A 23,154-nucleotide genomic window follows, 5' to 3' on the forward strand; every position below is an offset into this window, starting at 1 on the left:
CCGTGGAGTTCCTGCGCCCGACCACGCTCGCCGAGGCCCTCGAGGCCAAGGCGGCGCACCCCGACGCCGTGCCCATCGCGGGCGGCACCGACGTGATGGTGGAGATCAACTTCGACCACCGCCGCCCTCCGGCTCTGCTCGACCTCAACGGCGTGAGCGAGCTCTACGGCTACGACGTCGAGGAAGGCCGCATCCGGATCGCCGCCGCGACGCCGTACACGCGGATCATCGCGGAGCTGGGCGACCGGCTGCCCGGCCTCGCGATGGCGGCGCGCACGGTCGGCTCGCCGCAGATCCGCAACCGCGGCAGCGTCGGCGGCAACCTCGGCGCCGCGTCGCCCGCCGGTGACTCGCACCCGGCGCTGCTCGCGGCCGACGCGGAGGTCGAGATCGCGTCCACGCGGGGCACCCGGCGGGTGGCGGCGAAGGACTTCTACGTCGGTGTGAAGCGGAATGTGCTCGAACCCGACGAGCTGATCACGGCCGTCCACTTGGCACCCGCGAGCGGGCCGCAGCAGTTCAGCAAGGTCGGGACCCGCAACGCGATGGTGATCGCGGTCTGCGCGTTCGGCCTCGCGGTGCACCCGGCCGAACGCCGCGTGGGCACGGGCGTCGGCTCGGCCGCCCCGACGCCGCGCCGCGCGTTCGACGCCGAGGAGTTCCTCGCGGGCGAGCTGGCGGCCGACGACCAGTGGGATCGTCCGCGCGCGCTCGCCGACTCGGTGAAACGCCGGTTCGGCGAGCTGGTGGCCGCCGCGGCCGCGCCGATCGACGACGTGCGCGGCAGCGCCGACTACCGCCGGCACGCGCTGTCGGTGCTGGCGCGCCGGACGCTCGGCTGGGCCTGGACCGAATACTGCGGAGGGAGGCGCACAGAATGCGCGTGAACGTGATCGTCAACGGCGAGCGGCGCCAGGCGGACAACGTCTGGGAAGGCGAAAGCCTGCTCTACGTGCTGCGTGAACGGCTCGGCCTCGCCGGCTCGAAGAACGCGTGCGAGCAGGGCGAGTGCGGCTCGTGCACGGTGTACCTCGACGGCGTTCCGGCGTGCGCCTGCCTGGTCGCGGCCGGGCAGGCCGAGGGCCGCGAGGTGCGCACCGTCGAAGGCCTCGCCGACGGGGACAACCTGGACCCGATCCAGGAGTCCTTCGTGGAGTGTGGGGCCGTCCAATGTGGCTTCTGCACGCCCGGGCTCCTGGTGACCGCCCACGATCTCGTGGCGCGCACCGAAAACCCGAGCGACGCCGAGATCCGCGAAGCCCTGGCCGGGAACCTGTGCCGCTGCACCGGGTACGAGAAGATCCTCGACGCGGTCCGGCTCGCGGCCGCGCGGAAGGAGCACGCATGACGCGCCCGGCCCCCGCCCGGTCGCCGCAGGAGCTGGCCGACACCGTCAGCGGCGGCATCGGCACGAGCCCGCTGCGGCCCGACGGCACGCTCAAGGTGCGCGGCGAGTTCGCGTACTCCTCCGACCTGTGGCACGAGGACATGCTGTGGGGCGCCACGCTGCGCAGCCCGCACCCGCACGCGCGGATCGTGCGCCTCGACGTCTCCCGCGCGTTGGCGCAGCCCGGCGTCCACGCGGTGCTGAGGCACGAGGACGTGCCCGGTGAGAACCTCTACGGCCTCAAGTACCAGGACACGCCGGTGCTGGCCGAGGACCGCGTGCGCTACCAGGGCGAGCCGGTGGCGATCCTCGCGGCCGACCACCCGGAGATCGCGCGCCAGGCGCTCAAGCACATCGTGGTCGAGTACGAGGTGCTCGAACCCGTCACCGACCCCGAGCGCGCGGCCCACGACGAGACCCTGCCGAAGCTGCACCCCGGCGGGAACCTCGTGCGCTACCAACGGATCGTCAAGGGCGATCCGGCCGCGCAGGCCGACGTGGTCGTGTCCGGGGTGTACGAGATCGGCATGCAGGACCAGGCCTTCCTCGGCCCGGAGTCCGGCCTCGCCGTGCCCGACGACGACGGCGGCGTGGACCTCTACCTCGCCACGCAGTGGCTGCACGTGGACCAGAAGCAGACCGCGCGGGCCCTCGGCCTGCCGCCGGAGAAGGTGCGGTTGACGCTCAGCGGCGTCGGCGGCGCGTTCGGCGGGCGCGAGGACCTGTCGATGCAGATCCACTCGTGTCTGCTCGCGCTGCGCACCGGCCGGCCCGTGAAGATGGTCTACAACCGGGAGGAGTCGTTCTTCGGCCACGTGCACCGGCACCCGGCGAAGATGTACTACGAGCACGGGGCCACTCGCGAAGGCGATCTGGTCTACGTGCGCGCCCGGATGTACTTCGACGGCGGCGCCTACGCGTCCAAGACGCCGGTGGTGGTCGGCAACGGCACCACGCTGTCGGTCGGCCCGTACAACGTGCCCAACGCGAAGATCGAGGGCTGGGGCGTGTACAGCAACAACCCGACGTGCGGCGCGATGCGCGGCCTCGGCGCGGTGCAGCCGACGTACGCGTACGAGTCCCAAATGGACAAACTCGCCACGGCGCTCGGCATGGACCCCGCGGACCTGCGGATCCGCAACGCGATGAGCGAGGGATCCACCAATGTCACCGGTCAGCTCGTCGACTTCCCTGCTCCCGTGGCCGAGCTGATCCAGCGGCTGAAGGACATGCCGTTGCCGCCGGAACGTTCCGGCACTGTGGACATCCGCGACCTGCCCGGCGGAGCGTCCAATGTGACCCACGGCGAAGGCGTGGTGCGCGGGGTCGGTTACGGCGTGACCATCAAGAACATCTCCTACGCCGAGGGACTCGACGACTACTCGACCGCCCGCGTGCGGCTGCAGGTGATCGGCGGCGAGCCGGTGGCGATGGTGCACACAGCCGCGGCCGAGGTAGGCCAGGGGCTTGTGACACTGCAGCAGCAGATCGCGCGCACGGAGCTCGGCGTGCCACGCGTGACCGTGCACCCAGCCGACACGAGCGTCGGCGACGCGGGGTCGAGCTCGGCTTCGCGGCAGACGTACGTCACCGGCGGTGCCGTGCGCAACGCGTGCCGGGCGGTGGCCGACGCGGTGTACGCGCTGGCCGAACGCCGGCTGGGCCGTGACGCGACCGGCATGTCGCTGTCCGGCGGCAAGATCGTGGCCGGCGACGGCGAGGTCGTGGCGTCCCTGGTGGACATTCTCGGCGAGGAGATCGTCGAGGAGACGCGGGAGTTCCACCACCGCAAGACGTACCCGCTCGACCCGGAGACCGGCCAGGGCGACGCCCACGTGCAGTACGGCTTCTCCGCGCACCGCGCCGTGGTGGACGTCGACGTGGAGCTGGGCCTGGTCAAGGTCGTGCAGCTCGACTGCGCGCAGGACGTGGGCAAGGCCATGAACCCCGACGCCGTGATCGGCCAGATCCAGGGCGGTTCGGCGCAGGGCCTCGGCCTGGCCGTGATGGAGGAGATCCAGGTGGTGGACGGGAAGGTGCGCAACCCGTCGTTCACCGACTACCTCATCCCGACCGTGCTGGACATGCCGCCGATGCGCATCGACGTGCTGGAGCGGCCCGACCCGCACGCGCCCTACGGCGTGCGCGGTGTCGGCGAACCACCCACGATCTCCTCGACGCCGGCGGTCGCCAACGCCATCCGCGCGGCGACAGGCCTCGAACTGCCCCGGGTCCCGATCCGGCCCGAGCACATCACCGGAACCTGAACACGTTGGGAGAACTGGCGAAATGACTCTGTCCATCGACGCCGAACGCGAGTGGCTTCTGGAGAGCGTCCGCATCGCGACCCGCAACGTCGCCGACGGCGGCGGCCCGTTCGGGGCGCTGGTCGCCAAGGACGGCCACATCATTGCGACCGGGGTCAACCGCGTCACGCCCTCGCTCGACCCGACCGCCCACGCCGAGGTGGTCGCGATCCGCGCGGCCTGCCAGGCGCTCGGCACGTTCAAGCTCGAGGGCTGTGTGCTCGTGTCCTCGTGCGAGCCGTGCCCGATGTGCCTGGCCTCGGCGCTGTGGGCGCGGGTGGACCGCGTGGTCTTCGCGGCCGATCGCCACGACGCGGCCAAGGCCGGGTTCGACGACCGCGCGTTCTACGAACTGTTCGAAAAGTCCCGCGAAACCTGGGAAGTACCCGTTTCCCGGCTGTCGCTCAAGGACGGTTCCGCCCCGTTCGACGCCTGGCTGGACCGGCCGGACCGCGTCGACTACTAGGCGCGCGGGGCCGGCGGTTCTCCCCGGTCCGGCCCCGATTCGCGCCCGACACCGGAAGCCCGTACCCGGGCCCATCCCGGTGCTGACCGGAGCACCAGAAAAACCCAATCGTCAGGCTTCTTCACGCCCTCGTCCGAATGCGGCGTGAAGAAGCACACCCACCGGCAAGGGGACGACGCATGACCCAGGTACACATCGACGACGCTGTGACCCCGGCGCCAGGACCGGCTCGCAAGTCCGTAATGGACAGACTGTTCGACATCACGGCCCGTCGCACGACCGTGGGCCGCGAGGTGCGCGGCGGTATCACCACGTTCGTCGCGATGGCCTACATCGTGCTGCTCAACCCGCTCATCCTCGGCGCCTCCGCCGACATCACCGGCGCGAAACTCAGCGCCGCCCAGGTCACCACGGCCACCGCGCTGGCGGCCGCGGTGATGACCATCCTCATGGGACTCGTCGGCAACGCGCCGCTCGCGCTGGCCGCGGGTCTCGGGATCAACGGCATCGTCGCGTTCCAGATGGCGCCGGCGATGACGTGGCCGCAGGCCTTCGGGCTCGTGGTGCTCGAAGGCGTCTGCATCGTGCTGATGGCCGTGAGCGGGATCCGCGAACGGATCATGAACGCGATCCCGGCGCCGCTCAAGATGGCGATCACGGTCGGCATCGGGCTCTACATCGCGCTCGTCGGCCTGGTCAGCGCCGGGTTCGTCACGCGGACGCCGGACTCGGCCGAGTCCACTGTGCCCGTTCGGCTCGGTTTCGACGGGCACCTCGACGGCTGGCCGATCGCGGTGTTCTGCTTCGGTCTGCTGCTGATGACGGTGCTGATGTCGCGGAGGGTGCCGGGCGCGGTGCTGATCAGCATCGCGGTGTCCACTGTGCTCGCCGTGGTGTTGCACGACGGTTTCCACGTGGGTGACTGGGGTCTGACCACCCCGACGCTGCCGAGCCACGTGGTGGCGGTACCCGATTTCGGGCTGCTGGGCCACATCGACCTGTTCGGCGGCTTCGCTTCGGCCGGTGCGTTGACCGCGACGATTTTCCTGTTCACTCTCGTGTTGTCAGGCTTCTTCGACGCGATGGGCACGATCACCAGCGTGTCGGCCGAGGCCGGGCTGGCGAAGGACGGCCGCGTGCCGCGGATGGGCCGGATCCTGTTCGTGGACGGCGCGGGCGCGATCGCCGGCGGGCTCTCGGGTTCGTCGCCCAACACCGTGTTCCTCGAATCGGCGGCCGGCGTGGGCGAGGGCGCGCGGACGGGGCTCGCGAGCGTGGTGACCGGCGCGTTGTTCGCGGCGACGCTGCTGTTCACGCCGATCGCGGGCATCGTCCCGGCGCAGGCCGCGGCGCCGGCGCTCGTGGTGATCGGCGGGATGATGGTGGCGCAGTGCCGCAACATCCCTTGGCAGGACAGTGATTACACGATCCCGGTGTTCCTCACGGTCGCGCTGATCCCGTTCACCTACTCCATCACCAACGGTGTCGGCGCGGGCCTGATCGCGTTCGTGCTCATCAAGACGTGCAAGGGCAAGTGGCGCGAGGCCGGCTGGATCCTGACGGTGCTGGCGCTGGTGTTCACCGTCTACTTCGGAATCGACGTCGTCAAGGCTGTGCTGTAGTTGTCGGGAAAGGACTTGCTGTGACCCTGATGTTCCTCAACGGCGGCGCCATGCGCGGCGAGCCGCTGCACCACCTGCTCGACGGCGCCCCGCTGGTGGCCTCGACGACCACCGCGCCGAAGTACCGCTTCTACTCCGTGGGCGGCCAGTGTCCGGCGCTGGTGCCGGTCGCTCACGGCGGCGGGGCGGTGGCGGGTGAGGTGTACGAGGTGTCGCTGGACGCGCTGCGGGATCGCGTGCTGCCGGCGGAACCGCCCGAGCTGGAGCTGGGCGTGATCGAGCTGGCGGACGGGAGCTCGGCGTTCGCGATGCTGCTGCGCCGGCCGCAGACTTCCCACGTGCAGCTGCGCGACATCACCGAGATCGGTGACTGGCGGGCGTTCCGGTCGCAGTCATGACGGTGCTGGTCGCGCCCGACAAGTTCAAGGGCTCGCTCACGGCGGCGCAGGTCGCGTCGGCGGTCGCTGCCGGCTTGCTCGCGGTGTCCCGCGACGAGCCCGTGGTCGAGCTCCCGGTCGCGGACGGCGGCGAGGGCACGGTGGCCGCCGCCGTCGCCGCCGGCTTCCGCCGGGTGCCGGTCCGCGTGTCCGGACCGACGGGGCGGCGCATCACGGCGTTCTTCGCGCTGCGGGGCGAGGTTGCCGTGGTGGAGCTGGCGGAGGCCTCCGGCCTGCACCGGCTGCCGGGCGGGCTGCCGGCACCGCTGACGGCGTCGAGCTACGGCACGGGCGAACTGATCGCGGCAGCACGGGCGGCCGGCGCTTCGCGGATCGTGCTGGGCGTCGGCGGGAGCGCGTGCACCGATGGCGGCGCCGGCATGCTGACCGCGCTGGGGGCTCGGGTGCTGGATTCTTCCGGCGCCCCGGTGCCTCCGGGCGGAATCGGGTTGTCCTCGGTGTCTACTGTGGACCTGTCTGGCGTGTCTGCTGTGGACCTCGAGCTGGCTTGCGATGTGGACAACCCACTGCTGGGCCCTTCGGGCGCGGCGGCGGTTTACGGGCCGCAAAAGGGTGCAAGCCCTTCGGACGTCGCCGTGCTGGAAGCCGGGTTGCGCCACTGGGCTTCGGTGCTGGGCCCTTCTTCCGCCTCGAACGCGGGCGCCGGCTCCGCCTCCGACTCCGGCGGCTCCGCCTCGGCCGCTGGCGCCGGCGCGGCGGGCGGGGTGGGCTTCGCGGCCTTGGCCGCACTGGGCGCCCGCATGCGCCCGGGCATCTCGCTACTGCTCGACCTCCTGGGCTTTTCCGACGCGGTCCGCGACGCCCGCCTCGTCATCACCGGCGAGGGCTCCCTGGACACCCAGTCCCTGCACGGCAAGGCCCCCATCGGCGTCCTTCGCGCCGCCACAGCCGCCGGCGTCCCCACCATCGCCGTGGCCGGTCGCTGCCTCCTCCCCCCAGCCGAATGGCGCGCCGCCGGCTTCACCGCCGTCCACACCCTCACCGACCTCGAACCGGACCCGGCAAGCTGCATGACTAACGCGGCGCCTTTGCTGCGCCGCCTCGCCGAACACCTGGCCCGCACCCACACCGCAGCCGCCTAGCTCCGCCGACCCAACGCACCCCAATGCGGCGTTGGTTGCGCTCAGCGCACCGAACGCCACATTGGGGCGCTTGGGCGCGGCCTGGCCGAGCAGACGCCGGACGTGCGATGAGAGGCGCAGTTCCGCGGCGATTTCAGGCGTGGCCCAGCTCCGCCCGCCAGCCCAATGCGGCATTGGGTGCGCCCGATGCACCGAACGCCGCATTGGGTGCGCCCAGCGCACCGATCGCCACATTGGGGCGCCGGGTCGCCGTGGCTTAGCCGAGCAGGCGTCGAACGTGCGATGAGAGGCGCAGGTTCGCAGTGATTTCCGACGTGGCCTAGCTGGCCGGGATCGCCCCAATGCGGCGTTGGTTGCGGTCAACGCACCGAACGCCGCATTGGGGCTTTGGGGCGCTGTGGCTCAGCCGAACAGGCGTCGGACGTGGGGTGAGAGGAGCAGGTCCGCGGCTGTGTCCGGGGTGGCCCAGGTGAAGGCGTCGTGTTCGGCCGGGTTGAGGGTGACCGTGCCGGGGGTGGGTTCGGTGGCGTCGTAGATGTGGGCGTGGATCGTGAGGGGGCGGCCGTCGAGGTCGGGCCAGGAGAGGTGGGCGCGTTCGCCGAGGAGGTCAACGTGGAGGCCCGTTTCTTCGGCGACCTCGCGGACCGCGGTGGTCTCCGGGGGTTCGCCGGGTTCGGCGGTGCCGCCGGGGAGTTCCCAGTGTTCGCCGAGGAAGGTGCCGGGGGTGCGGCGTAGGAGCAGGACCGTGGCGCCGCGGGGGAGCCAGGCGTAGGCGAGGAGTTTGGTGGTCACGAGAGGCCGCCGTGGGAGGTGAGGGGCTTGGTGGTCAGGAGAGGCCGCCGTTGGAGGTGAGGAGCTGGCCGGTGACCCAGGCGCCGTCGGGGCCGCACAGGAAGGACACCAGGTTGGCGCAGTCGCGGGGGGTGCCGAGGCGGCCGAGGGGGGTGCGGGTGCGGATGGTCGTCTGGAGGGGGCCGTCCATCCAGCCGGTGTCGGTAGGGCCGGGGTTGACGGCGTTGGCGGTGATGCCGCGGGGGCCGAGTTCCGCCGCGGCGGCCACGACCAGGCGGTCGAGGGCGCCTTTGCTGGCGCCGTAGGGGACGTTGCCGACCACGGCGTCGCTGGTCAGGGCGACGATGCGGCCGGTGCCGTGGGGGCCGGCGAACCGCAGGGCGAACTCGCGCATCAGCAGCCAGTTCGCGCGGGTGTTCACCGCGAAGTGCCGGTCGAAGCTGTCCAGAGAAGTGTCGAGGAGACTGGAGTCGACGGATTCGCAGTGCGCCAGGACCAAGGCCGTCACGTTGCCGGCAGCAGAAACCACGTGGTCGAACAACAAAGCCGGGGCCGACGGATCGGCCAGGTCCGCTTCGACCGAGAAATCCCCCAGAGCAACAGGGTCCGGGCCCCACGGCATGCGGGCGTCGTAGGGCTGCCAGTGCGTGGATGCGACGAGCCAGCCGTCGGCGGAGAGGCGTTCGGCGATGGCCGCCCCGATGCCCGCGCGTCGGCCGACGCCGGTGACCAGGGCGACCGGGCGCTCACTCCTCAATGGCCCCGCCGACGGCGCGCAGGTGTTCGCGGAAGGTCAACGCGGGGTTGGCCTCGCGGGCGCGCAGGAACTCGGCGAAGCGCACCTGCTCGCGCAACGTCTTGCCACCGCGGATGAGCTCGGCCTGGCGGCGCTCGGTGTCGCGAATGGACTCCGCGAGGCGGAACACGTCGTCGGCCTCGGCGGCGGGCACGAAGACCACGCCGTCGTCGTCGCCGAAGACCAGGTCGTCCGTCGTCACCTCCCACTCGCCGACGCGGGCGGAGTCCAGCGCGTTCGCGGCGCGGTCGGTGAGCGAGAGCGGTCCGGTCGGCAGGGAGCCGAGGCTGAACACGGGCAGCCCGATCGCCCGCAGGTCGACGGTGTCGCGGTGCAGGCCCCAGATGACGATGCCGGACGCGCCCGCCGTGGCGGCTTCGATCGCCACGAGGTCGCCGACGCAGCTCTCGTCGAGGCGCCCGCCGTTGTCCACCACCAGCACGTCGCCCTCCTCGGCGCTCATCAGCGCCTCCAGGAACACGTCGACGCTGCCCGCGTGCCGCGCCGGCAACACCCGCCCGGCCACCCGCCCACCGACGGCGGCCCGCGTCCCCGCCGGCGCGCACCGCACTTGCAGCCGCGCGCGGATGCAGCCGTCCGTGAGGTGCGCGGTGGTGAGCGTCTCGAAGCGGCGCCGCAGCTCGTCGTTCTTCATCTTCCTCAGGCCTTTCTCGCAGCGAGCTGGAAGACGTTACCGGACGGATCCCGCACCATGGCGCGGAAATCGCCGTACGGGGTCTCGCGCGGCTCCTCCAGCGACGTGGCTCCCGCGGCCAGCGCCCGGGCGTACGTGCCGGCGACGTCGGCCACGTACACGTACAAGAACGCCGGGAACGCCTCCCGCTCCGCCGAAACGCCGGAGACCAGCACGAGCGCGCCGCCGAGCCGCACCTCCGCCGGCCCGGACGTGGGCGTGGCGGTGGCCGCGAAGACCGTGACCAGGAATTCGACCGCGGCAGCCGGATCCTCGACGATCATGCGCGGGATCACGGACGGCAAGCCGGGCGGAGGAGTCATCCCCCGAGCCAACCGCGTTGGCGACGGGCGCGCAACGAGTTTCAGTAGTCCGCGCCGTTGCCCCTGAACAGCTCCACGAATGCTCTGGCCCCGCCGCCTCGGCCCTGCGGGCCAGGAACGGCTGGCGGCGGTGTTGCGGAAGATCTCCGAGCGCCGCAGCCAGAACTGCCAAACACGCCCCTGCCGACCCACCCGCGAGTTCGCGCCGGTTTCGGATTGTGCGATCGGCCCGGCCGATCCGACCGCACAATCCGGCAGTCGGCTCAAAGGCGATCTCGCCGCCCCGGCAGAGCCGGGGACCAAAAGACACAGCCCGGGCCAAAGACACAGAACCCGGCACGCGGGGCGCTATCCGATGAACTCGCGCTCCACCGGCATCACCACGCCGATTCCGTCCTCACACAGCAGATTTGCCACCGCGAGGCCCGCCCGCCCCACTCCGGCGACGACCGCCGCCGCCCGTCTCGTGGCCAAGCTCGACCTTCCCGCCGCGCCCGCCCGAGAAAACCGCCAAACAAGACAGAAAGGACTTAACGCAGCCTGGTGCTTTGATCCTTATATCCGATTTCATCGGTTTTTGGTTGAAGTCCTGGTGAATTCCCGGGCGGGAGGTGGTCTCGACCCCCTGTTTCTTCACGTTCCGCACGCATAATTCCCTCCCGGTAGTCCGAACGAGTGGCAGGAGTGTGCGCGTGCCGGGGTCTGTACGTGCCCGTTGGGTGGTGGGGGCCGCGGGTGTCGTGGTCGTCGCTGCTGCCGTGGGAATCGCCTTCGCGGTCTGGCCCGACGGGGCGTCCGCGCAGGATCCGGAGATCCAGATCTCCCGCTCCGCCTGTGGTCAGGGCTGGACCGACCCCAAGCCGGGTCCGCAAATCTTCAACCTTCACAACACCGGTGCCGTCACGTCGGAGGTCGATCTGATCGACCCGAAGACCGGGGTGATCTACGGCGAGGTCGAGGGACTCGGCACGGGGACGACCCGGCCGATGTCGGTGACGCTCGGTAACGGATCGTACGCCTTCCGGTGCCTTCCGGAGGACTCCTCCGCGATCGTGGGCCCGACGACGACCGTCAGTGGCGGCGCCGAGCGCGGCCCGGGTGTCGCGGCCGTGACGCAGAACGACCTCTTGCAGCCGCTGAGGGTCTACGAGGCCAAGGTGACCCAGGGTCTCGACACGCTGGTCACCGACGTCGGCGCGCTCAAGGACGCCGTGCACCGCGGCGACCGCGGCGCGAGCGAGTCCACCTGGCTCACCGCGCACCTGACCTACGAGCGCCTCGGCGCCGCGTACGACGCGTTCGGCGACTCCGACGGCGCCATAAACGGCACGACCGCCGGCCTGCCCGGCGGCACCTCCGACCCGGACTTCACCGGCTTCCACCGCCTCGAATACGGCCTCTGGCACAACGAGGACATGGGCTCGCTCGGCGACGTCGTCGACAAGCTCGCCACGGACGTGCAGGACCTGCGTACGGCCTTCCCGCAGAGCCAGGTGGATCCCAACGACCTCGGCCTGCGCGCCCACGAGATCGTCGAGAACGCCCTGCAGTTCGAGCTCACCGCCAAGACCGACTACGGCAGCGGCACCAACCTCGCCACCGCGCGGGCGAACCTCGACGGCGTGCAGACCGTGCTCGACGTCCTGCGCCCGGTGCTCGCCCCGCGCTACCCGCAGCTGTCCGATGTGGACAGCTGGATGAAGCGCACCGAAACCACTCTCGACGGCGCCCGCAAGCCCGACGGTTCGTGGACGCCCGTCTCGGCGCTCACCACACCGCAACGCCAGAAGATCAACGCCGACGTCAGCGAGCTCACCGAGCGGCTCGCCCCGATCGCGGCCATCGCCGAACCCAGGAGGGTTTCGTGACCGCCAAGCCCGCAAAGCCCGCCCAGTCAGGGGAGTCCTCCCGCCGGACGTTCCTGCGCCGCACCGTCGTCGGGGCGGGCCTGACCGCCGCCGCGGGCGTGGGGGTCGGCTCGGTCGCCGCGAGCGCCGCCGACACCGGCTCCGGTTCCGTCGCGTTCCACGGCGACCGCCAGGCCGCGATCGTGCGCCGGCCGCCCGCGCAGAGCGTGGTGGCCTCGTTCGACGTCGTCGCCGACAACAAGGCCGAGCTGGCGGACCTGTTCAAGCAGATCACCGACCGGGCGCGCTTCCTCACCGCCGGCGGCGCCCCCGCGGCGCTCGGCATCACCGCGCCGCCCGCCGACTCCGGCGTGCTCGGCCCGGTCGTGCCGGCGGGCAACCTCGGCGTGGTGCTCGGCGTGGGCTCGTCGCTGTTCGACGAGCGCTACGGCCTCACGGCGGTCAAGCCGAAGAAGCTCAAGCCGATGACGATGTTCCCCAACGACGACCTCGACGCCGCCCAGTGCCACGGCGACCTGTCGCTCACGCTTTCGGCCGACAACACCGACACCGTGCTCCACGCGCTGCGCGACATCACCCGCGCCACCCGCGGCGGCATGCAGCTGCGCTGGAAGATCAACGGCTTCTCCTCGCAGCCGCGGCCTTCGGGCACCCCGCGCAACCTCATGGGTTTCAAGGACGGCATCGCGAACCCGACCGAGGCCGAGTACGACAAGCTGGTCTGGCTCGGCGACGGCAGCGGCGAGCCCGCGTGGACCAAGGGCGGTACCTACCAGGTCGTGCGGCTGATCCGGATGCTCGTCGAGTTCTGGGATCGCGTGTCGCTGACCGAGCAGGAGAACATGTTCGGCCGCCGCCGCGACACCGGCGCGCCGCTGGACGGCGCCGACGAGCAGGACGTGCCGAAGTACGCCGACGACCCCATCGGCACCGTCATCCCGCTCACGAGCCACATCCGCAAGGCGAACCCCCGGAAGCCGGAGACGGATTCCAGCCGGATCCTGCGCCGCGCGGTCAACTACGACCGCGGCGTGGACACGAACGGCAACCTGGACATGGGCCTGATCTTCACCTGCTACCAGCAGGACCTCGAGCGTCAGTTCGAGGCGGTCCAGAAGCGGCTCGTCGACGAGCCGCTGGTCGATTACATCTCCCCGTTCGGCGGCGGGTACTTCCTGGCGCTGCCCGGGGTGACCGGTCCCGACGACCACTACGGCCGGGCGTTGCTCGCCTGACCGTTCTCCCGAAAGTGCAATTCCCACCACAAGGTCACCGAGATCAGGAGGATTCCCCAGTGGACAAAGGAATCGGCAGACGGCGTCGCCGTTCACGCCGGCTGATCGGCGCGGGAGCGCTCGCATCGGCCGCCGCGCTGGCGATCGTCACCGGCTCCGCGGCGTCGACCGCAGATGCCCAGGCGCTGCACACCCTGCCTGCGTCGTGGCTGCCGACGCTCACCCCGATCAAGCACGTCGTGGTGATCTTCGGCGAGAACGTCTCGTTCGACCACTACTTCGGCACCTACCCCAACGCGACCAACCAGGACGGCACCCCGTTCGAGGCCGCGAAGAAGACCCCGAAGGTCAACGGCCTCGACAAGAAGCTGCTGACCAACAATCCCAACGCCTACGACCCGAAGCGTCTTTCCCCCGACCAGGCGCTGACCTGCGACCAGAACCACGCTTACGGTGCTGAGCAGGCCGCGTTCAACGGCGGCAAGATGGACAAGTTCGTCGAGAAGACCGAGACCGACAAGTGCACGGGGCAGCCGATCCTCTTCGGCGAGCCGGGCCTGGTCATGGACTACTACGACGGCAACACCGTCACGGGCCTGTGGAACTACGCTCAGAACTATGCGATGAGCGACAACTCCTACAACACGAACTTCGGCCCGTCGACCCCCGGTGCGCTCAACCTGGTCTCCGGCCAGACGGGAGGGGCGCAGGCGCTCACCTCGGTGACGCACCAGCCGACCACCGACTCGTACGTCGTCGTTTCCCCGGACAAGAACGGGATCGGCACGGTCATCAACGACCCGGACCCGGCGTACGACGACTGCTCGGACAAGAACCACACCGCCACCGAGAACCTCGCCTCGCTGCAGGGCAAGAACATCGGTGACATGCTGAACCAGCGTCACGTGACCTGGGGCTGGTTCCAGGGTGGTTTCAAGCCGACCGGCACCCAGAACGGGTTCGCGGTCTGCGGTGCGCAGCACAACAACGTGGGCGGCATGCCCGTGGTGGACTACAACCCCCACCACAACCCGTTCGCGTACTACAAGTCGACCTCGAACCCGAAGCACCTGCCGCCGTCCTCGGTGCAGGCCATCGGTCAGACCGACCAGGCCAACCACCAGTACGACATCAGCGACTTCGACGCTTCGCTGAAGGCCGGCTCGATGCCCGCCGTGAGCTACCTCAAGGCCCCGGCCTACGAGGACGCCCACGCGGCCAACTCCGACCCGCTGGACGAGCAGCAGTTCGTCGCCACCGAGATCAACAAGATCCAGCAGTCACCGGAGTGGAAGTCCACCGCGATCGTTCTCGCCTACGACGACTCGGACGGCTGGTACGACCACCAGAAGTCCACGATCATCAACGGGTCGCAGGACGCCGCGAACGACTCGTCGGTCTGCACCGGCACCAAGACCAAGCTGGGCACGACGGCGGACCGCTGTGGTTACGGCCCGCGCCTGCCGATGCTGGTCATCTCGCCCTACAGCAAGGTGAACTTCGTCGACCACACCCGCACGGACCAGACCTCGGTTCTCCAGTTCATCGAGGACAACTGGTTCACCGGCCGGGTCGGCGGTTCGTCGTTCGACTCCCGCGCCGGCGGCCTGTGGAACATGTTCAACTTCTGGTACCCGCAGGCGGGCAAGCTGCCGCTGGACCCGAAGACGGGCGCGGTCGTCAAGAACGGCCACCACTGAACACCGCGTAGGACCGAACACCAGTAGTACCCCAGTTCCGAAGGCCACCGGGTTCCCGAACCCGGTGGCCTTCGGCCGTTTCCGGGCCCGCCCGCTGTGTCCGACGCGACGGCGGTCGCAGTGGCGCGATAAGTAACCAACTGGTTGGATAATGGACGGAGGTGGTCACCATGACCGGACCGTTCGTCTTCATCGCCACCAACAGTGTGGTCCCCGGCAGGTTCGACGCCGAGAAGAGCCGCGCGCCCGGCTGGGCCCGGTTCGTCGACGGCCACGAGCCGCGGCTGATCGCGTTCCACGAGTACGCGAGCGCCGACGGCACCGAGGTCGAGTTCGTGCAGATCCACCCGGACACCGACTCGTTCGAGCACCACCTGCGCGTGCTCTCCGAGCACGCCGACCCGGAGTTCCGCGAGAACCTCACGGCCACCACGAGCATCCGCGTCCACGGCACGCCGACCGAGGCGATCCTGACGATGCTGCGGGACCTGGCCGGCGCGGGCGTGCCGATCACCTTCTTCCCGCACCACCTGGGCGGCTTCACGCGCCGCTGAGCGCATTTTCGCGGCGATTTTCCCGCGGGCGGCCACAGTTCGGAAATGCCTCTTGCGCTCGGGCAGTGCGCACTGGTCCAATCCCCGCCATGGCCACGTGGACCGAAACGCCGCGACTGCGGCTGCGCCGGTTCACGCCCGCCGACGGCGGCGCACTCGCCGATCTCCACGGTGATCCCGAGGTGATGCGCTTCGTCGACGACGGCCGTCCGGTGTCGCGTGAAGTCGTCGAGGGCACGACACTTCCGGGTTTCCTCGCGGAATACCGGGATCTGCCCGCGGGGTTCGGGTGTTTCGCCGCCGTGAATTCGGGGACGGACCAATTCGCCGGGTGGTTCTCGGTGTGGCCGGCCACGAGCCGCGGTCTCGAAGCCGGCGGTACCGAAGTCGGATACCGCCTGCTGCCCGCCGTGTGGGGGCGCGGGTTCGCGACGGAAGGGCTGCAAGCGGTGCTGGGCAAGGCATTCGCGGAACTCGGGGCCGAGCGGGTCGTCGCGACGACGATGACGGTCAACACCCGTTCCCGGCGGGTGCTCGAGAAGGCGGGCCTCGGGCTCGTGCGCACGTTCTTCCTCGAGTGGCCGGAATACCTGGAAGGCGCGGAACACGGCGATGTCGAGTACGCGCTGTCCAGAGAGGAATGGGTGTCCAGCACCGCGCGACATTAGTCGACACGATAGGGTTCCCCCAGGCACGTCCTGTAGAAGGTGAAGGAACGACGAACCATGGCGCAGAAGGTTCACGTCGAGATGGTGGACGACATCGACGGCAGCATTGCCGATCAGACCGTCCCCTTCAGCCTCGACGGTGTGAGTTACGAGATCGATCTGTCCGAAGACAACGCCGCCGCGCTTCGTGATGAGCTGGCCCGCTACGTCACCGCGTCCCGCCGCGTCGGGGGCCGCAAGGTGCGCATGGCCGCCGGGCAGGCGCCGCGGGCGACGTCGTCCGCCGCCGATCGGGAGCGCAACCGCCTCATGCGGGAGTGGGCCGAGGCCAACGGCTTCAAGGTGTCCGACCGGGGCCGGCTCCCCGCGGAGATCGTGAAGGCCTACGAAGAGCGTGAAGAAGAGATCGACGAGGTCGAAGAGGCTCCCGCCAAGCCGGCCCGCAAGCGTGCGCCGCGCAAGAAGGCCAACGCCTGAGCCGAGCTTCCGGAAAAGGGGTCCGTCACCGCCGTGACGGACCCCTTTCGGCGTTCACGGGGAAGTTCCGCCCAGCACGGCGAAATCACCGGCCGATGTAGCAGGGATGACACGCGCGGACCGTGGTGATGGCCACACGACGACGGCGCCGCGCGCGGGGTAGGGTAGCCAAGCCTAAATGTCCTGTGAGTGAAGGTAACCGACTGTGGCCGAGAGAGCCCGCCCGAGAACACTCTCGCTGACGGCGGGGCTCGTGGTGCTCCTGGTGGCGCTCGTGCTTGCCGCCGTGCTGAGCATCGCCGTCGGATCACGCGGGTTGTCGTTCGGCACCGTCCTCGACTCCTTGTTCCACTACGACGCCTCGAATCCCGATCACCTCGTGGTGCACGAGCTGCGCCTGCCGCGCACGCTCGTCGGTGTGCTCGCCGGTGTCGCACTGGGACTGTCCGGTGCCGTGATCCAAGGCGCCACCCGCAATCCGCTCGCCGACCCGGGCCTGCTGGGCGTGAACGCGGGCGCCGCGCTGTTCGTGGTGCTGGGCATCAGCACGCTCGGTATCACCACGGTCACCGGATACGTCTGGTTCGGTTTCGCCGGTGCGGCCGCCGCCGCGGTGGTCGTCTACGGGATCAGCGCGCTCGGCCGGGTCGGTGCCACGCCGGTGAAACTGGCGCTCGCCGGCGCGGCGGTGACGGCGGCGCTGCAGTCGGTGACGAGCGGCCTGCTGCTCACCGACACGACCACGTTCGACCAGTTCCGCTTCTGGCAGGTGGGCTCGCTGACCGGGCGCGACGCGTCGACGATCACGCAGGCCGTGCCGTTCATCGTGGTCGGCGTGGTGCTCGCGCTGGTCGCAGCGCGGATGCTCAACGCGCTGGCGCTGGGCGAGGACGTCGCCCGCGCGCTCGGGCAGAACGTCGCCGTGGCGCGGGCGATCTGCGCGCTCGCCGTGGTCGTCCTCTGTGGATCGGCGACGGCCATCGCCGGCCCGATCGCCTTCGTCGGGCTGACCGTGCCGCACGTCGCGCGCCTGATCACCGGGCCCGACCACCGCTGGCTCCTGCCGTACTCCGCTTTGCTGGCACCGTTGCTGCTGCTCGTGGCCGACGTGATCGGCCGCGTGATCGCGCGCCCGGCCGAGGTGCAGGTGGGCATCGTGACCGCCGTGATCGGCGCGCCCGTGTTCATCGTCCTGGTGCGGCGCCGGAAGCTGGTGAAGGTGTGAAGCCGCCGCTGGAGCTGGCGGACGCGCTGAAGGCGGTCTCGGCTGCCCGCCGCCAGGGCTCGGCGCGGGTGTGGCTCGTGTCGATCGTGCTCTTCGTGCTGCTGGTCTTGGTTTTCGCGCTGTCGCTGGCCGTCGGTGACTTCAACGTCCCCTTGGGACAGCTGCCCGGCATCCTCTTCGGCGACGGCACGGGCGGCGGCGCCTACGTGGTCACCCAGCTGCGGCTCCCGCGCGCCGTCGCGGCGGTGCTCGTCGGCGTCGCGTTCGGACTCGGCGGTGCGCTTTTCCAGCGCCTGCTGCGCAATCCGCTCGCGAGCCCCGACGTGATCGGCGTGACGCAGGGAGCCAGCGCCGCCGCGGTGATCTGCCTGGTCCTGTTCGGCGTGTCCGGTCCGGTGCTCTCGGCCGCCGCGTTCGTCGGTGCGCTGCTCACCGGCGTGATCATCTACGTGCTTTCGCGCCGCGGCGGCGTGAACGGCTACCGGCTCGTGCTCATCGGCGTCGGGGTCGGCGCGGTGCTCGCCAGCATCGTGTCGTACCTGATGACCTGGGCCGACGTGACGCTGGCCCAGCAGGCCCTGGTGTGGCTCACCGGCAACCTCAACGGCGCGAGCTGGGACAAGGTGGTGCCACTCGCGATCGCGCTGGCGGTGCTCGGCCCGGCCGCCGTGCTGCTGAGCCGCGCGCTCACCGGGCTGCAGCTGGGCGACGACACCGCGGCCGGGCTCGGCCTGCGCGTGGAACGCATGCGCCTGCTGCTGCTCCTCGTCGCCACCGCGCTCGCCGCATTCGCCACGGCGGCGGCCGGGCCGGTGAGTTTCGTGGCGTTCGTGGCGAACCCCGTGGCGACGCGGCTCGTGGGCGGCGCTCGCGTCGGCCTCGTCGCGCCTGCCCTCACCGGCGCGCTCGTGACGTTGCTCGGCGACTTCGTCGCGCAGCACCTGCTCGGCACGCAGCTGCCGGTGGGTGTCGTGACCGGGGCCGTCGGCGCGCCGTACCTGCTGTACCTCCTCGCCACGGCGAACCGGGCCGGCCGAGTCTGAGAGAGAAGGCGCGTGAAACCGACGACACCCACCCTGCACACCGAAGGTCTCGAGCTCGGCTACGGGCCCGTGACCGTGGTGAAGGACCTCTCGGTGCGCATCCCCGAGGGCAAGGTCACCATGATCGTGGGGACCAACGCGTGCGGTAAGTCGACGCTGCTGCGCGGCCTGGCGCGCCTGCTCGCCCCCTCGGCCGGCGCGGTGTACCTCGACGGCGAGCGCATTTCTTCGTTGCGCAGCAAGGACGTCGCCCGGGTGCTCGGCCTGCTGCCGCAGTCGCCGACGGCGCCGGAGGGCATCACGGTCGCCGACCTCGTCGGCCGCGGCCGCTACCCGCACCAGGGCGTGTTCCGCCGCTGGAACGACGAGGACGACGACGCCGTGGCGCGCGCGATGCTGGCCACCGACACCGTCGAGCTGGCCGGCCGGCCCGTCGACGAGCTGTCGGGCGGGCAGCGCCAGCGCGTGTGGATCGCGATGGCGCTCGCGCAGCGCACTCCGTTGCTGCTGCTCGACGAGCCCACGACGTTCCTCGACATCAGCCACCAGGTCGAGGTGCTCGACCTGCTCGCGGACCTCAACCACAACGACGGCACCACCGTCGTGATCGTGCTGCACGACCTCAACCTCGCGGCCCGCTACGGCGATCACCTCATCGCCATGAAAAACGGGTCGATCGCCGCCGAGGGCGCGCCCGGCGAAATCCTCACCGCCGAGCTCGTCGAGGACGTGTTCGGCATGCCCTGCCGGATCATCGCCGATCCCGTGTCCGGCACCCCCATGGTCGTCCCGATCGGCCGCCACCGCGCCGCCGCTCCCACCACACAGCCCTAGGAAGGAACACCCCACGATGGCCAGATGGACCAAGGTCGTCGGCGTCCTCGCCGCCGCCACACTCCTGGGCGCGTGCAGCCAGCCCGCCAACACGACCACCTCGGGCGTGGGGGACAAGGACGTCGCCACCGGCGGCCGCCTGTTCTCCACCGCCGACACCGAGACCGCCAAGCTGAAGGCCGACGTCGGCCCCGGCGTCTTCCCCCGCACGGTCACCCACGCCCTGGGCCAGACGAAGATCGAGAAGGCGCCCGCCCGCGTGGTCGTGCTCGACAGCGGTGAGCTCGACGACGTGCTGGCGCTGGGCGTCACGCCCGTCGGCATGGCCACCACCGCCGGCCAGACCGGGGTGCCCAGCTACCTCGCCGACCGTGCCAAGGGCATCCCGACGATCGGCAACACCGACAACCTCAACCTCGAGAAGATCGCTTCGCTGCAGCCGGACCTGATCCTGGGCAGCAAGCTGCGCGCCAACGACCTGTACCCGCAGCTGTCGAAGATCGCGCCGACGGTGTTCAGCATCCGCCCGGGTTTCCCGTGGAAGGAGAACCTGCTGCTGGTCGGCGCGGCGCTGGGCCAGGAGAACAAGGCCGTGGCGGCGCTGAACGCGTACCAGAAGAAGGCCGACGAGGTGAAGGCCGGGATCAAGGGCAACCCCAAGATCTCGTTGCTGCGCTTCCACTCCACGGGCATCCGGATCTACGGCGACCTGTCGTTCATCGGCGTGATCTTCAAGGACGTGGGCCTGCAGCGGCCGGACAACCAGCACATCAACGAGCTGGCCAAGCAGATCTCGCGTGAGCGCATCGACGAGGCCAACGGCGACTGGATCTTCTACTCCAGCTACGGCGCGGGCCCGAACGCCGACGAGAAGGCCGTGACGAGCAGCGGGCTGTGGGCCGGCCTGAGCGCGGTGAAGTCGCAGCACGCCATCCGCGTCTCCGACGAGGTGTGGTTCCTCGGCCTCGGCCCGATCGGCGCCGACCACGTGCTCGACGACCTGAAGAAGTACCTCGGCTGACGCGTTTCGCACTGACGCCGAGAGGGCCTCCCCGGGCGATCCCGGGGAGGCCCGCTCGGTGGTGGCCTCAGGCGCGGTAGATCGTCTTGAACTGCTGGTAGTTGCCCAGCGCCTCAGGGCCCAGCTCGCGGCCGATGCCGCTGGCCTTCACGCCGCCGAACGGCGCGACGGGGTCGGGCAGGTAGGTGTTGACGCCGATCGTCCCCGTCTCGACGCGCCGGGCCACGGCCATGCCGCGTTCGGCGTCGGTGGTCCACACGGTGCCGCCGAGCCCGAAGTCGGAGTCGTTGGCGATGGCCACGGCGTCGGCTTCGTCGGCGTAAGGGATCACCGACAGCACGGGCCCGAAGATCTCTTCGCGCGAGATCGTGGCGGAGTTGTCCACGTCGGCGAAGATCGTCGGCTCCACGAACCAGCCGACGTCCCGGCCGTTCGGCCGGCCGCCGCCGGTGGTCACGCGGCCGCCTTCGGCCTTGCCCTTCGCGATGTAGCCCTCCACGCGGGTGCGGTGCGCGGAGCTGGCCATCGGGCCGATCGTGGTGGCCTCGTCGAGCGAATCGCCGACCACGGCACCGGAAGCCATGTCCGTGAGCACGTCCACGACCTCGGTGTAGCGGCTGCGCGGCGCGAGCACGCGGGTGCCGAGGAAACAGGTCTGGCCGTTGTTCATCATCGTGGCCACGAACAGGCCTTCGACGCTCCCGGCGACGTCCGCGTCGTCGAGGATGATCGCCGCCGACTTGCCGCCCAGCTCCAGCGTGACCGGGCGCAGCAGCTCCGCGCAGGCCGACGCGATCGCGCGGCCCGCCACCGTCGAGCCGGTGAACGTGACCTTGTCGACGCCGGGGTGCTTCACCAGGTACGCGCCGAGCTCGCGGCCACCCGGCACGATGCTCACGACCCCCGGCGGCAGGCCCCGGCCCGCGAGGACCTCGGCGAGCAGGAAGGCGTCGAGCACCGTCTCCGGCGAGGGCTTGATGACGACCGAGCAGCCGGCCGCCAGCGCCGGCGCAAGCTTGAAGAACAGCAGCGTCTGCGGGAAGTTCCACGGCACGATCGCCGCGACGACCCCGACCGGTTCGCGGCGGACGACGACGTTGCCGCCGAAGGCGCCCTGACGGATCTCTTCGACGGGCTGCTCGCGGACGATCCCGCCATACATCTGCAGGAGCCCGGCCGGGTAGCCGGTCTCCGCCTGCATCGCGGGGCTCGCGATCGGCATGCCGTTCTGGGCGCTCACCAGCTGCGCGAACTCCGAGCTGCGCTCCGCCATCACCGCGGCGAAGCGGTCGAGGACGTCGGCGCGTTTCGCCGGCTCCCAATGGGCCCAGCCCTGCGGGTCGCGCAGCGCCGCTCGAGCGGCGGCCACGGCCTTGTCGACGTCCGCGGGTCCCGCTTCCGGAACCTGCCCGATGGCTTCCTCCGTGCTCGCCGACAGCACGGTGGTGGTGGCGTCGGTGGATGGTGCGGTCCATTCGCCGCCGATGAACAGCGCGTCGTGTACGTGCTTCACCTGCAAAACTCCTCGGCCACTTGGGCGCCGCCGGAGTTGCGGCGCGAACACAGGGTGGACCGAAGCTCTACACAACAGTTGTCGCAGCGCGCCAGACTTGTTGTTCCTCGGCGTATGCTGGCTCGACTGCACCCAGAACGACCTGGGAGATGCCGATGGGGCGAAGCCTTCAGGCCGACGCGTGGAGCCACGAGCTCGCGGGGGCGTTCGCCGGGTTGCACGCCGAACGGCACGACGGCCTGCTCCCGCTCGGCACCCTCGACGCGATGCAGCTGGGCGACGTCGGGATCTACGACGTGCGCGGCACCACGCAGATCGTGCGCCGCACCGCCCGCGGCGTGCGCGCGGACCACGTCGAGCGGCTGAAGATCTGCCTGATCGAGCGGGGCGGCGCGCTCGTGGAGCAGGGCCGGCGGCGGGTGTCGCTGGAGGTCGGTGACTTCGCCCTCTACGACTTGCGGCGGCCGTACCAGCTGACGATGCGCGGGGCGTTCCGCTGCGCGGTGATGACGTTCCCGCGCGCCGCGCTCGGCCTGCCCGACTCCGCGCTCGAAGCGATGATGGAGCGCCGGTTCATCACCGGCAGCGGCGTGGGCCAGGTCTTCGCCTCCTGCCTGCGCAGCACGCTCGACCAGCGCGAGAAGCTGTCCGACGGCTCGCCGGTGCGCCTGCGCGAAGCCGCCGTGGCGCTGCTCGCGGCCACGCTCGGCAGCGGCGCCGACCTCCCGGCGGGCCACGCGAACCTGGCGCTGCGCGAGCGCGTGCTCGACCACGTCCGCGTGCACCTGGCCGACCCGCACCTGTCGCCGGCGACGGCGGCAGCCGCGCTGCACATGTCGCCGCGCTCGCTGCACCGCCTGTTCGAGGACTCCGGCGAAACGTTCGGCGGCACCGTCCGCAAGCTGCGGCTCGAGGCCGTGCGGCGTGATCTCACCGACCCGCTGCTGGCGGGGCGCAGCATCGCGGCCGTGGCGGCGCGCTGGGGGATCACGGACCAGCCGTGGCTTTCGCGGGCGTTCCGGGCGGAGTACGGGGTGACGCCTTCGGGGCTGCGGCGGAGGATGACCGGGTCTTAGCGCTCAGGGGCCCA

General features: G+C 70.6%; 24 protein-coding genes. 18 read left to right on the plus strand and 6 right to left on the minus strand.

Annotated features, from left to right (window positions below; translation table 11 throughout):
• The first annotated feature begins 2 nt into the window (after positions 1-2).
• From ACFY1H_RS15805 to ACFY1H_RS15835, 7 genes are all read left to right on the plus strand, one after another.
• Positions 3-887: an FAD binding domain-containing protein gene (locus ACFY1H_RS15805; RefSeq protein WP_366583025.1), complete on the plus strand. Its 885-nt coding sequence runs from the start codon at positions 3-5 to the stop codon at positions 885-887.
• Positions 878-1,348 (plus strand): (2Fe-2S)-binding protein, encoded by a 471-nt coding sequence (locus tag ACFY1H_RS15810; RefSeq protein WP_366583026.1) that lies wholly within the window; start codon positions 878-880, stop codon positions 1,346-1,348. Before ACFY1H_RS15805 ends, ACFY1H_RS15810 begins: the two co-directional genes overlap by 10 nt.
• Entirely contained in the window at positions 1,345-3,654 is a 2,310-nt protein-coding gene (gene pucD, locus ACFY1H_RS15815; protein WP_386947074.1) for a xanthine dehydrogenase subunit D, read from the plus strand. Before ACFY1H_RS15810 ends, pucD begins: the two co-directional genes overlap by 4 nt.
• A 22-nt stretch (positions 3,655-3,676) precedes the next feature.
• Positions 3,677-4,159, plus strand: a complete 483-nt coding sequence (locus ACFY1H_RS15820) for a nucleoside deaminase (protein WP_386947076.1) — start codon at positions 3,677-3,679, stop codon at positions 4,157-4,159.
• A 179-nt stretch (positions 4,160-4,338) separates the two neighbouring features.
• Positions 4,339-5,781 carry an NCS2 family permease gene (locus ACFY1H_RS15825; protein ID WP_386947078.1) on the plus strand — a complete coding sequence of 481 codons (1,443 nt, stop codon included), beginning with the start codon at positions 4,339-4,341 and terminating at the stop codon, positions 5,779-5,781.
• A 20-nt stretch (positions 5,782-5,801) separates the two neighbouring features.
• Positions 5,802-6,179, plus strand: coding sequence for a gamma-glutamylcyclotransferase (locus ACFY1H_RS15830; protein ID WP_364184480.1), 378 nt, complete (start codon positions 5,802-5,804; stop codon positions 6,177-6,179).
• Entirely contained in the window at positions 6,176-7,321 is a 1,146-nt protein-coding gene (locus ACFY1H_RS15835) for a glycerate kinase (protein WP_386947080.1), read from the plus strand. Before ACFY1H_RS15830 ends, ACFY1H_RS15835 begins: the two co-directional genes overlap by 4 nt.
• Positions 7,322-7,723: 402 nt before the next feature.
• Here ACFY1H_RS15835 and ACFY1H_RS15840 read toward each other — a convergent pair whose 3' ends face one another.
• The 5 genes from ACFY1H_RS15840 to ACFY1H_RS15860 all read right to left on the minus strand — a co-directional run bounded on the left by ACFY1H_RS15840 (position 7,724) and on the right by ACFY1H_RS15860 (position 10,400).
• Positions 7,724-8,113 carry an NUDIX hydrolase gene (locus ACFY1H_RS15840; protein WP_386947082.1) on the minus strand — a complete coding sequence of 130 codons (390 nt, stop codon included), beginning with the start codon at positions 8,111-8,113 and terminating at the stop codon, positions 7,724-7,726.
• A 34-nt stretch (positions 8,114-8,147) separates the two neighbouring features.
• Positions 8,148-8,870, minus strand: coding sequence for an SDR family oxidoreductase (locus tag ACFY1H_RS15845; RefSeq protein WP_386947084.1), 723 nt, complete (start codon positions 8,868-8,870; stop codon positions 8,148-8,150).
• Entirely contained in the window at positions 8,860-9,564 is a 705-nt protein-coding gene (locus ACFY1H_RS15850) for an RraA family protein (protein ID WP_386947086.1), read from the minus strand. Before ACFY1H_RS15850 ends, ACFY1H_RS15845 begins: the two co-directional genes overlap by 11 nt.
• A gap of 5 nt (positions 9,565-9,569) precedes the next feature.
• Complete coding sequence (locus tag ACFY1H_RS15855; RefSeq protein WP_386947088.1) at positions 9,570-9,926, minus strand: VOC family protein; 357 nt, start codon at positions 9,924-9,926, stop codon at positions 9,570-9,572.
• Positions 9,927-10,274: 348 nt separating this feature from the next.
• Positions 10,275-10,400 carry a hypothetical protein gene (locus ACFY1H_RS15860; protein WP_366583035.1) on the minus strand — a complete coding sequence of 42 codons (126 nt, stop codon included), beginning with the start codon at positions 10,398-10,400 and terminating at the stop codon, positions 10,275-10,277.
• Positions 10,401-10,618: 218 nt separating this feature from the next.
• Between ACFY1H_RS15860 and ACFY1H_RS15865 the strand changes: the two genes are divergently transcribed.
• From ACFY1H_RS15865 to ACFY1H_RS15910, 10 genes are all read left to right on the plus strand, one after another.
• Complete coding sequence (locus tag ACFY1H_RS15865) at positions 10,619-11,794, plus strand: EfeM/EfeO family lipoprotein (RefSeq protein WP_386947090.1); 1,176 nt, start codon at positions 10,619-10,621, stop codon at positions 11,792-11,794.
• Positions 11,791-13,029 (plus strand): Dyp-type peroxidase, encoded by a 1,239-nt coding sequence (locus ACFY1H_RS15870; protein WP_386947092.1) that lies wholly within the window; start codon positions 11,791-11,793, stop codon positions 13,027-13,029. Before ACFY1H_RS15865 ends, ACFY1H_RS15870 begins: the two co-directional genes overlap by 4 nt.
• Positions 13,030-13,088: 59 nt before the next feature.
• A complete protein-coding gene (locus ACFY1H_RS15875; protein WP_366583038.1) occupies positions 13,089-14,729 on the plus strand; it encodes an alkaline phosphatase family protein in 1,641 nt (546 codons plus the stop codon).
• Positions 14,730-14,899: 170 nt separating this feature from the next.
• Positions 14,900-15,283, plus strand: coding sequence for a hypothetical protein (locus ACFY1H_RS15880; RefSeq protein WP_386947094.1), 384 nt, complete (start codon positions 14,900-14,902; stop codon positions 15,281-15,283).
• Positions 15,284-15,372: 89 nt separating this feature from the next.
• Positions 15,373-15,951 (plus strand): GNAT family N-acetyltransferase, encoded by a 579-nt coding sequence (locus tag ACFY1H_RS15885; RefSeq protein ID WP_386947096.1) that lies wholly within the window; start codon positions 15,373-15,375, stop codon positions 15,949-15,951.
• Between the two features lie 57 nt (positions 15,952-16,008).
• A complete protein-coding gene (locus ACFY1H_RS15890; protein ID WP_366583041.1) occupies positions 16,009-16,428 on the plus strand; it encodes an Lsr2 family protein in 420 nt (139 codons plus the stop codon).
• 205 nt (positions 16,429-16,633) lie between these two features.
• Complete coding sequence (locus ACFY1H_RS15895; RefSeq protein WP_366583042.1) at positions 16,634-17,653, plus strand: iron chelate uptake ABC transporter family permease subunit; 1,020 nt, start codon at positions 16,634-16,636, stop codon at positions 17,651-17,653.
• On the plus strand, positions 17,650-18,696 hold the full coding sequence (locus ACFY1H_RS15900) for a FecCD family ABC transporter permease (protein ID WP_386947098.1): 1,047 nt from the start codon (positions 17,650-17,652) through the stop codon (positions 18,694-18,696). Before ACFY1H_RS15895 ends, ACFY1H_RS15900 begins: the two co-directional genes overlap by 4 nt.
• A gap of 12 nt (positions 18,697-18,708) precedes the next feature.
• Positions 18,709-19,530, plus strand: a complete 822-nt coding sequence (locus ACFY1H_RS15905) for an ABC transporter ATP-binding protein (RefSeq protein WP_386947100.1) — start codon at positions 18,709-18,711, stop codon at positions 19,528-19,530.
• A gap of 16 nt (positions 19,531-19,546) precedes the next feature.
• Entirely contained in the window at positions 19,547-20,551 is a 1,005-nt protein-coding gene (locus ACFY1H_RS15910; RefSeq protein ID WP_386947101.1) for an ABC transporter substrate-binding protein, read from the plus strand.
• A 67-nt stretch (positions 20,552-20,618) separates the two neighbouring features.
• On the opposite strand, the gene ACFY1H_RS15915 is transcribed toward ACFY1H_RS15910, so the two are convergent.
• On the minus strand, positions 20,619-22,064 hold the full coding sequence (locus tag ACFY1H_RS15915) for an aldehyde dehydrogenase (RefSeq protein WP_386947103.1): 1,446 nt from the start codon (positions 22,062-22,064) through the stop codon (positions 20,619-20,621).
• 155 nt (positions 22,065-22,219) lie between these two features.
• Between ACFY1H_RS15915 and ACFY1H_RS15920 the strand changes: the two genes are divergently transcribed.
• Positions 22,220-23,140, plus strand: a complete 921-nt coding sequence (locus ACFY1H_RS15920) for a helix-turn-helix domain-containing protein (protein WP_386947105.1) — start codon at positions 22,220-22,222, stop codon at positions 23,138-23,140.
• Positions 23,141-23,154: the final 14 nt, after the last annotated feature.

Origin of the sequence: Amycolatopsis sp. NPDC001319 (genome assembly GCF_042896185.1) — a bacterium.
In the GTDB taxonomy this organism is placed as follows: Bacteria; Actinomycetota; Actinomycetes; order Mycobacteriales; family Pseudonocardiaceae; genus Amycolatopsis.

Coding starts and splice junctions, on each gene's coding strand:
- ACFY1H_RS15810 (WP_366583026.1), top strand. CDS start 878: ATGCGCGTGAACGTGATCGTCAACGGCGAGCGGCGCCAGGCGGACAAC.
- pucD (WP_386947074.1), top strand. CDS start 1,345: ATGACGCGCCCGGCCCCCGCCCGGTCGCCGCAGGAGCTGGCCGACACC.
- ACFY1H_RS15820 (WP_386947076.1), top strand. CDS start 3,677: ATGACTCTGTCCATCGACGCCGAACGCGAGTGGCTTCTGGAGAGCGTC.
- ACFY1H_RS15825 (WP_386947078.1), top strand. CDS start 4,339: ATGACCCAGGTACACATCGACGACGCTGTGACCCCGGCGCCAGGACCG.
- ACFY1H_RS15835 (WP_386947080.1), top strand. CDS start 6,176: ATGACGGTGCTGGTCGCGCCCGACAAGTTCAAGGGCTCGCTCACGGCG.
- ACFY1H_RS15850 (WP_386947086.1), bottom strand. CDS start 9,564: ATGAAGAACGACGAGCTGCGGCGCCGCTTCGAGACGCTCACCACCGCG.
- ACFY1H_RS15855 (WP_386947088.1), bottom strand. CDS start 9,926: ATGACTCCTCCGCCCGGCTTGCCGTCCGTGATCCCGCGCATGATCGTC.
- ACFY1H_RS15880 (WP_386947094.1), top strand. CDS start 14,900: ATGACCGGACCGTTCGTCTTCATCGCCACCAACAGTGTGGTCCCCGGC.
- ACFY1H_RS15885 (WP_386947096.1), top strand. CDS start 15,373: ATGGCCACGTGGACCGAAACGCCGCGACTGCGGCTGCGCCGGTTCACG.
- ACFY1H_RS15890 (WP_366583041.1), top strand. CDS start 16,009: ATGGCGCAGAAGGTTCACGTCGAGATGGTGGACGACATCGACGGCAGC.
- ACFY1H_RS15910 (WP_386947101.1), top strand. CDS start 19,547: ATGGCCAGATGGACCAAGGTCGTCGGCGTCCTCGCCGCCGCCACACTC.
- ACFY1H_RS15920 (WP_386947105.1), top strand. CDS start 22,220: ATGGGGCGAAGCCTTCAGGCCGACGCGTGGAGCCACGAGCTCGCGGGG.